The 8,525-nt window shown below is 39.8% G+C and carries 7 protein-coding genes; 5 read left to right on the top strand and 2 right to left on the bottom strand.

Going from position 1 to position 8,525, the window contains the following annotated elements:
- Positions 1 to 580: 580 nt before the first annotated feature.
- Together Q4546_RS06705 and Q4546_RS06700 are read left to right on the top strand one after the other, a co-directional pair.
- A complete protein-coding gene (locus tag Q4546_RS06705) occupies positions 581 to 1,870 on the top strand; it encodes an NTP/NDP exchange transporter (protein ID WP_303445946.1) in 1,290 nt (429 codons plus the stop codon).
- A gap of 183 nt (positions 1,871 to 2,053) precedes the next feature.
- Positions 2,054 to 3,019: a hypothetical protein gene (locus tag Q4546_RS06700; protein ID WP_102476062.1), complete on the top strand. Its 966-nt coding sequence runs from the start codon at positions 2,054 to 2,056 to the stop codon at positions 3,017 to 3,019.
- Positions 3,020 to 3,341: 322 nt separating this feature from the next.
- Here the strand turns inward: Q4546_RS06700 and Q4546_RS06695 are convergent, their stop codons facing one another.
- Positions 3,342 to 5,225 carry a metallophosphoesterase gene (locus tag Q4546_RS06695; RefSeq protein ID WP_303445945.1) on the bottom strand — a complete coding sequence of 628 codons (1,884 nt, stop codon included), beginning with the start codon at positions 5,223 to 5,225 and terminating at the stop codon, positions 3,342 to 3,344.
- Positions 5,226 to 5,354: 129 nt separating this feature from the next.
- Positions 5,355 to 5,630, bottom strand: a complete 276-nt coding sequence (locus Q4546_RS06690; RefSeq protein WP_076539954.1) for an HU family DNA-binding protein — start codon at positions 5,628 to 5,630, stop codon at positions 5,355 to 5,357.
- 239 nt (positions 5,631 to 5,869) lie between these two features.
- Between Q4546_RS06690 and Q4546_RS06685 the strand changes: the two genes are divergently transcribed.
- The 3 genes from Q4546_RS06685 to rplY all read left to right on the top strand — a co-directional run bounded on the left by Q4546_RS06685 (position 5,870) and on the right by rplY (position 8,471).
- A complete protein-coding gene (locus Q4546_RS06685; RefSeq protein ID WP_303445944.1) occupies positions 5,870 to 7,297 on the top strand; it encodes a murein L,D-transpeptidase in 1,428 nt (475 codons plus the stop codon).
- A gap of 150 nt (positions 7,298 to 7,447) precedes the next feature.
- The gene (locus Q4546_RS06680) at positions 7,448 to 7,996 is read left to right on the top strand and encodes a DUF882 domain-containing protein (protein ID WP_102439896.1); all 549 of its coding nucleotides are present in this window, start codon (positions 7,448 to 7,450) and stop codon (positions 7,994 to 7,996) included.
- Positions 7,997 to 8,183: 187 nt separating this feature from the next.
- Positions 8,184 to 8,471, top strand: coding sequence for a 50S ribosomal protein L25 (gene rplY, locus Q4546_RS06675; RefSeq protein ID WP_076539958.1), 288 nt, complete (start codon positions 8,184 to 8,186; stop codon positions 8,469 to 8,471).
- The last annotated feature ends 54 nt before the right edge of the window (positions 8,472 to 8,525 follow it).

Below are 8,525 nucleotides of genomic sequence, written 5' to 3'. Positions count from 1 at the left end.
CTCATCGTTTTAAAATAGGGCGTGCCGGTTCAAGTCCGGCCTCGGGTACCATCAGTTTTATTATCAAAAATATACGTCAGTATGGTGCCAAAATGCCTCAACATTAGTTGAGGCTTTTTTGTATCTGAAATTTGCTAAATGAATGACAAGATATAACAATCCCTCATCGTTTTAAAATAGGGCGTGCCGGTTCAAGTCTGACCTTTTTGTATCTGAAGTTTGTGAAATAGTGATATTTGCTCGTTCAAGTCTGGCGAGTACCACGAGTGAACACAGCTAAATTTAGCCGCGTTACATTGAAACTTTGTGTTGAAATCCTGATCCGTATCAGGTGTGTTAAAACGACGAAATCAATCAGATTCATCGACTATTGTTGACGGACTTATTTGAATTGTTCTTGCTAAATTAATGTATTAAATCAATTAGCCATATCGGATTTTTAGACGATAAAAAATCCTCTCAATCAATATCTTTACGTCGCTGGGATGAGTGTTGCCTTTAGCTTTACATATTTGACAGTACACATGCCTCTGCTAAGCTTTTCGATACCCTGAAAGTAAACAAGGTATTATTTACAGGTATGGAAGCAAACAGCAGGAACGACTTAAGTTACCTAGAACGCTTAATGAGATTGTTTACTCATGTGCAATCGGGAGAAGGTAAGTCAACCTTGATGCTCTCCGCTTACGCCTGTTTGCTACTGTTGCTGTATTACATTTTAAAGCCTATCCGTGAAGCACTCATCCTCTCTGAACACACCGCTGAAATACGCACTTACACGATAGCGATTCAAGCATTGGTGTTAATGATATTGGTGCCTTTATACGCTAGCTGGATAAGGACTCAGGGAACGAATGAAATATTGCCCCGAGTCACCTTAGCTGTGGCTGTGAGCTTGTTATTATTCTGGGGGCTTTATTTGTTTAAGGTGCCTATTTCAATCCCTTTCTTCGTTTGGCTAGGTGTGATCAATGTGCTGTTAATTGCCCAGTTCTGGGCCTATGCTGCAGATATTTACAGTCCAGATGAGGGTAAACGCTTGTTTGCTTTTATTGCAGCAGGGGCATCTTTAGGATCATTATTAGGTGCGCAAATTAGCAAACATCTATTTAAGCTTGTTGGCGCTGAAGGCTTGATGCTCGTCGCTGCGGTTTTACTTATCGCGACCATGTGGTTACCCAAATTAATTGGACTGAAATCTAAAAAAAAACAAACAAATGACTACCATGGTCATTCATTCAAAGCAGGTTTTGATACCGTACTGAATAATCGTTACTTGTTGGTGATTGCTGGGTTTGTAGTGTTACTCAACTGTGTGAATACTACAGGAGAATACATTCTGGCCAAATGGGTGCAAATTCATGCGCAGCAGGGAGCCGATGTCAAACTGATTATAGGTGAGTTTTACAGTGACTTTTACACTTGGGTAAACTTATTCAGCATGATAATTCAGCTATTACTGGTTTCTCGAATATTCCAGTGGATCCATATACATGGTGCCATTCTAATTTTACCCTTTGTCGCTTTTGTGGGCTATGGATTAGCGACTTTTATCCCTATATTCACCCTATTTAAGCTAATAAAGATTGCTGAAAATAGCATAGATTATTCATTACAAAATACTGCCCGGCATGCACTGTTTCTGCCTTTAAATCAGCAACAAATTTTTGAAGGGAAGACTGTGATCGATGCATTTTGTTGGCGTTTGGGAGATTTGGCTCATGTGGTGATCATCTTTATTGGCCTTAAAGTATTCAAGCTTGATCATTATGAGTTTGCGGCGGTTAATCTGGTGCTTTCCCTGTTTTGGATAATATTGGCATTTAACCTTGCTCGCAAGCATAAGCAATTGGTCAATGAGCATGATTAATACCTGTTTTAATTCTGATGTCTTGCTAAGCGCTAACTAATTTTAAGTAGTTGCATTGTCATAAACGGATTTGTTATCTGTGGCTTAAAGAGCCTAAATATATCGATATAAGTGAAATCCATCGCCCTTAAAAATAGACTTTACCAGCGTGATATCTCATCGATTGAATAGAAGGAGCGCAATATGCAATATTTGAAGATGGCTTTTTTTCTGACGATATATTTAGTCGCTTTCTTGTCTCACGCTGTAACCGTTCCTTTAATCCGAGATGAAACGGTTATCTTTGACTTATTAAATGATGGCGATATTAATCTTTCTAAAAGTGTTGCTAAAGCGTTCACGACAAAAGAAAGTATTATGGAAATTCGCAGGGTAGGTTTAGTCAAAAATAGTGTACAGATACGTGCCGCCTTTCGAGATAAAACAGTAAAAGATTATGCTAGAGGTAACGTTGGTTTAATGTATTACGATAGCTACTACAATGAATTAGCAGCATATATTATTTCAAAATACCTTGGCCTTAATATTATTCCTGCGACAGTGCTTCGAAGTATACCAATAGGGAAAAAAGGGCTAAAACCGAGTAAAAAATTGAGAAAAGGCAGTTTGCAATTATGGGTAGAGAATAGTGTCGTGCTTTACGATTTAACTGCTCTTAGCCTGCCTTACCCGGGATCCGCCGAATATAAAAATCACCAAATAAAAGAAATCAAAACATTCGATTGTATTATTGGCAATGTTGACAGGCATGCTGGCAACCTTTTAGTCGATCTGAATGAAAGATTTGAAGACCCAAATGAAGTGACGGACAGGAAAAAAGCTTATCTTGGTAAAATTTGGGCCATCGATCACTCTAGATCTTTTTATCGAGGGCCTCGGCTAGACATCCGAACTTGTAAGCTAAGTAAGTTAAAGTCAGATGCTATTAGCATGCAGTTTATGCAAGGGATGAGAGATTGGAAAATTGAAGAACTAGAAAAAAGACTCCGAGCGAGTGGTCTATCTGAGCAACAATTAGCTCACCTCAGATTGGAATCTATTGAGCATCGCTTTCAAAAAGTAAAACAACATTTTGAGGAACAGCAGCGAAAGAGTGGCATGACTGATGAAGAATATTACAGCTCGGGGCTTTGGCATCGGGTTTGGTGAAGGTTAAGCGATTAAGTTCGAAGACGGCTTAAAAGATGACATGTCAAACCCGCTGTAATATAGCGCTATTTACAGGGGCTTACAATCTCTTGGTTACAGCCTCAGTAAATCTACAATCATTTAAGTCAATATCAGTATCTTGCCTGTTATCCTCTCTATGAGTTTGGTTAACTCTTTATCTTAATTAGAGTATTTGGCGTTTATGGGCTAGTACAGCGCTTTTGCTTAAGCTCTTATATTGAAAATAAACACGGAATTACTGACAGGTATGGCATAAATCACTTAAGCGGCTTAAGGTAGCGAGCGTAGTTAATGAGGATTTTTACTCATGTTCTGCCAGCTTTTTTAATAACAGATCACGACGTTTGAGTAACGCCTTGATTTGTTTTCTCTTGAGTAGGCCATTAGTGAGTTTATCTAGGCTTTGATAGTCTAAGTTTTTTAATTGATGTTCAATTTTTAGCGAGTGACGCAAACGTGCCGCTTTTAAATATTTTGGTGCGTGTTTGCCAGTTCTAAAGCTTCGAGAGTGGTCTATCATCCACATCATCCAATCCGCTTCTGTATAGAGAATATTGCTTTGGGTTCTATCTACATTGAAAATTAAAATATCAAACATATTCATCAGGCTGGCTTGGTATGACAGAACGCAATACTCGCTTGGATAACGTTCATCCTCGATGCGATTTTTTTCGTTAAAAGTGTCATCTATCCACAATTGTAGCGAGCCCTGTTTATTTTTGATGGTTCGAAGTACCGTTGGCGGGATCATATTCAATCCAAGGTGACGGGCTATCCTGTACGCTGCTATTTCGTATTTATAACTGTCGGTATTGCGATATTTATCTTTAGAGGCATTTCTGGGGATGATATTTTCAGTTTTAAAAATAGCTTTGAAACGCAGTCCGTTATGTTCCAAATAAGCTTTTTTCGACTGTGTCACACCAGTCCCTATAGGCTCAAGTTTAGTGATAATTGCCTGTGTTAATAACTGTTCCCAGTCCTGATAGCTGTGGCCTTGGTAAATCTCACGGTATTGACCATCGTCAACCTCAAAAGGACGCCATTGATTACCATCAAATTGTTGAAGTTCATCTTTGTTAATGGCTAATAACATTGGATTGCCCTGATAATATTTTCGGTACAGTCCAGTGTCAGTATTGATCACCTTGCCCTTCATTCTGCTTTCAAAAACGCGGCTACTCGTGGTTGTGTGACCAATCACCAATTGTTTGGCCTTATAGTGTTGCAAAACGCGATCAAGTATCTCTTCCTCAAAGATTGGATGGCAAAGAGCTGAGCCTCTATACCAGAATTGACTTTCTCCATCGAGGTAAAAAGACTGGCTGAGATTAACAAAGCTTTGGTACAAGGATTTATGTTCGTCAGAGCCTGCAGATAGTAACCGCCGTGCTATTTTTTCTTGGCGACTAAAGAAATCATCAAGGTGACTTAATGCGCCTTGGAGTTTTAATTGCTCAAAAGCTTCCATGTAATCATGTATTACTTTTACTGATTCGTTGTTTACTTCGGCTAAGGTTGACAGAGGGAACTTGGCAGAAAGTCCACCATGGAGAAATAGCACCTCATTGATCTTTAATATACTGGGCTTGCTCAACAGCCAACGGCCATATTTACCCTTGGTAGAAAAGAGCTGCATATGGCCAAAGTAGCCGGGAGGGTATTCAGTGTTAAAGGTCGATAATAGCGATTGCTGACTCATTCCGGCACTGGTTTCAGTTGCATATGAAAGGTATTGCTGCCAGTAATTTTCGCGTACGTCCGCAGATTCATCATCCAGGTAGTGTTTATATTCATCAGTGGGTACGTAGTTAAGTTCACGGATAAGGTTCATCAATTCATGATTACCCAACACAAGATGTACTGCGCCTCCTGCTGCGGTGGCCTGTTGCTCTAAACGCATAAACAAGTCCATTACTTTGCGGGAGTCAGGGCCTCTATCCAGCAGATCGCCGACACTGACTAGCTGAGTGTCGCCAGCTTGCCAGTTCAGTTGGTCATCGATAATGCCTGCTGCACGAATTAATGTTTCAAATTCACCATAGTCGCCATGGATGTCACCAACAACAATAATTTTTGCTGTTGTTGATAGCTCAAAGCTCTCGTAGGAGGCTGAGGTTTCCTGTAATGGAATAAAAGTGCATAGCAGTAGAACAACACTTATCACAGCATGGTTAAGGTTCATGGTTGAGCGCTGGGTAAGGTGACTTTGACTTTAAGTTTAGAAGATGATTATGAAATGGTGTAGTTATTGGTAAAAGCCTTGCTGCTATTACTAGTAAAACAAGGCCTTTGAAATGGGATTATGGCTTTATTACTGATTGATGAGTTTTTTCAATCCAGGCGCAGCTTTAAAGCTTGGTTGGTTAAATCCTGGAATTTCCATTGCTTCACCGGTTTGTGGGTTGTAGCCATTTTTCGCTAAATGGTAGCGTAATTCAAATGTGCCAAATTGCGGAATGTAAACTTTTTCACCTTCGGTAAGTGCTTTATGGATCTGAGAAACAATTTGATCGATTTGAATTTTCGCTTGAGATTGTGAGATACCGATGTCCGAGGCCATCACTTGCATGAGTTGTTTTTTATTCATATTAACTGCTGTGAAATTAACGTAATAAGTATTGCGGAGTTTGTTTATAGCAGTTATGCCCATCGTTTAACAGAACTCGACTTATCACAGCTCTACCACTGTCGAATTGCTGCGCTAAATCCGCTATCTATCTCCAACTTTCGTATTATCTTTTAACAGTGTCATATTTTATGTAACACAAGGATGGTATTTCTTTGCCATACTCAAAAGCTCGTAGTCAGTATTTAGGAGGATAATTCATGGTGAGATGCTGTTTTCATCGAGTTGCGTTATCTTTTGCAGTGATATTATTCTTGTATTTTACGCCAATGACTAAGATTGCGGCTTCGGATGCGGTTTATAACACCCTTGCGCAACATGTATTATTGATTTCGTTGACTGACTCCAGTGTTCAATGGCAAGCATATTTAACGATTCTGCGCCAGGGTACAGAGGCTGAAAAGCTTGAATATATCGACACAATACAAAATGAAGTTGATAGGTTTTGGGCTGATAAATCTGTTGAACTGCAGTATCACAATCTGGCTTCCAACGCTTCACTTCAAAACAAAGTTTTTTCTTTAGAGCCTCCGGTAGATGATTACTTGAGAGTTCTTAACCATATTAGACGATTAATGTGGCTTGATAACCGCCATGAATGGCAGCCAATTGTCCCCGGCGGTTTTTTACGGCCTGGCGATAGCCATCAGACTATCAGTGCTATTTCACAGCGTTTATGGTTACTTGGGGACTTATCATCTCGTTCAGAAGCGCAACATATTTATGATGACAATATAGCGAACGCGGTGGTGTCATTTCAGCAGCGTCATGGCTTAAAAGCCGATGCTGTTATTGGTCCCAATACCTTACATTGGTTAAACCAAACACCTAAACAGCGCGCCATATTACTTGCCAGTAATTTTGTGGCTAAAACCAGTTATCAACATCAACTGTCAGAGCGTTATTTATTGGTAAATATTCCCGCCTTTGAAATGGTGCTAGTCAATGATAGTCAAATCGCCATGACCTCTCGAGTAATTGTCGGCAAGGCCTATCGAAGAACCCCTGTGATGTCAGGACAAATATCCAATGTGGTCATTAATCCTACTTGGACAGTACCTAAAAAGCTGTTACGACGGGATATCTTGCCTAAAGTGGCTAAAGATGGTGATTATTTTCGCGATCGACAATTTGATGTTTTTGATCGAGCTGGGATTAAAATTGATAAAACCGCTGATGAATGGCAAATGGCCGCAACTGCAGCCTTTCCATATCGTTTGGTGCAGCGACCCGGGGAAATTAATGCGTTGGGGCGTTATAAATTTCATTTTAAAAATGATCTGAATATATACTTACATGACACACCAGATAAATGGCTTTTTAATAAGGCAAATCGAGCGCTTTCATCGGGCTGTATTCGCATTGAAAAAGTGCAGCAATTGGCTGAGTGGTTCGCGGATAATGTGGTAATAGATAAACGCACTTGGGCGCGTATGCAGTCTAATCAAAAAAATACTCAATGGTTTTCGCTGTCACAGACCATTCCTGTGCATATAGTGTATTGGAATGCTTGGGTTGGTGAAGATAACTTGGCCCAATATCGAAATGATATTTATCATTTAAATAACACAGATAAAACAGTAGTGGCAAATAATGCAACAAGCCCATTACAGTTGACGTCACGTTAAGTGCCTGACCTTATTAGAAGTTGCTAAACTGCACATGATTTATACATAACTTATGTTCTTTTAGAGTTGCTATTGTTTGCCATAAGCTTTAAATTCATCCTCGTTTGTGCAAAAAGTGCACAGTTAGAATTTTTAAAAAGTGGTGAGTTAATGTCGTTAGTTTGTCCTTCGCGTAGGCAGTTAATCCTTGGAATTAGTGGGGTGGCTGTCGCTTCAATGTTTTCTAATTCCGCTCAAGCAAGCCGATCTACAATAGGGCAGCGTGATCTGAGCTTTTACAACCGTCATACTGGTGAGCGCGGGCAAGGCAGTTTTTGGGTTGATGGTGAATATCGCAGTGATACCTTAACGCTTTTTAGCAATGTATTACGTGACCATAGACAAAACCAAGCGGCGCCGATGGATAAGCGTTTATATGAAATCCTGTATAAGCTTCAACAGACACTGAATAACTCAGATGAAATTCATGTGATTTCTGGTTATCGCTCTCCGATCACCAATAATATGTTAGCGGCCAACAGTAATGGTGTTGCCAAGAAAAGTTATCATATGAAGGGAATGGCAATGGATTTAGCCATACCCGGCATTGCTCTTAAAACCTTACGTGATGCAGCAATGTCGTTAAAAATGGGCGGGGTTGGTTATTACCCTCGTTCTGGTTTTATTCACCTTGATACTGGCCCGGTAAGAAGCTGGTAAAACCCACGGCCTGATATTTAGCATGATTTAAAGGCTATATAGTTAGTTCATGTGGATAAAATACCGGCGTGATGCTTGTTGACGCTATTTAGCTGTGTTAGAATCCGCGCGCTTAGTTTTATAACGAGCACGAGTTGTTATTGGTCGAAAATAACAACAAAAATTATTTTATATAAGTGAGAATTACATGTCTTATACTATCAATGCTGAAATCCGTACTGAAATCGGGAAAGGTTCGAGCCGCCGCCTACGTCATGCGAATTTAGTTCCTGCTGTAATCTACGGTCCAGGTAAAGAGCCTATTTCTATCAAATTCGCTCAAAAAGATATCATCAACCAACAGTTGAATGAAGATTTCTACACAAGCGAGTTAACTATCGTAATCGATGGCAAAGAAATTAAAGTTCGTGCACAAGCTGTACAGCGTCACGCGTACAAAATGCTTATCGAACACATCGATTTCAAATTTGCTTAATTGCTAATTTGAATGAAAAAAGCGCCTTAAGGCGCTTTTTTTGTGACTAAAATT

It is taken from the genome of Shewanella sp. 4_MG-2023 (assembly GCF_030548015.1).
Classification (GTDB): domain Bacteria; phylum Pseudomonadota; class Gammaproteobacteria; order Enterobacterales; family Shewanellaceae; genus Shewanella.
Note: the sequence above shows the minus strand (reverse complement) of the source record. Positions and strands in the feature narration are given on the sequence as shown.

Coding starts and splice junctions, on each gene's coding strand:
- Q4546_RS06680 (WP_102439896.1), top strand. CDS start 7,448: ATGTCGTTAGTTTGTCCTTCGCGTAGGCAGTTAATCCTTGGAATTAGT.
- Q4546_RS06700 (WP_102476062.1), top strand. CDS start 2,054: ATGCAATATTTGAAGATGGCTTTTTTTCTGACGATATATTTAGTCGCT.
- rplY (WP_076539958.1), top strand. CDS start 8,184: ATGTCTTATACTATCAATGCTGAAATCCGTACTGAAATCGGGAAAGGT.
- Q4546_RS06695 (WP_303445945.1), bottom strand. CDS start 5,225: ATGAACCTTAACCATGCTGTGATAAGTGTTGTTCTACTGCTATGCACT.
- Q4546_RS06690 (WP_076539954.1), bottom strand. CDS start 5,630: ATGAATAAAAAACAACTCATGCAAGTGATGGCCTCGGACATCGGTATC.
- Q4546_RS06685 (WP_303445944.1), top strand. CDS start 5,870: ATGGTGAGATGCTGTTTTCATCGAGTTGCGTTATCTTTTGCAGTGATA.
- Q4546_RS06705 (WP_303445946.1), top strand. CDS start 581: ATGGAAGCAAACAGCAGGAACGACTTAAGTTACCTAGAACGCTTAATG.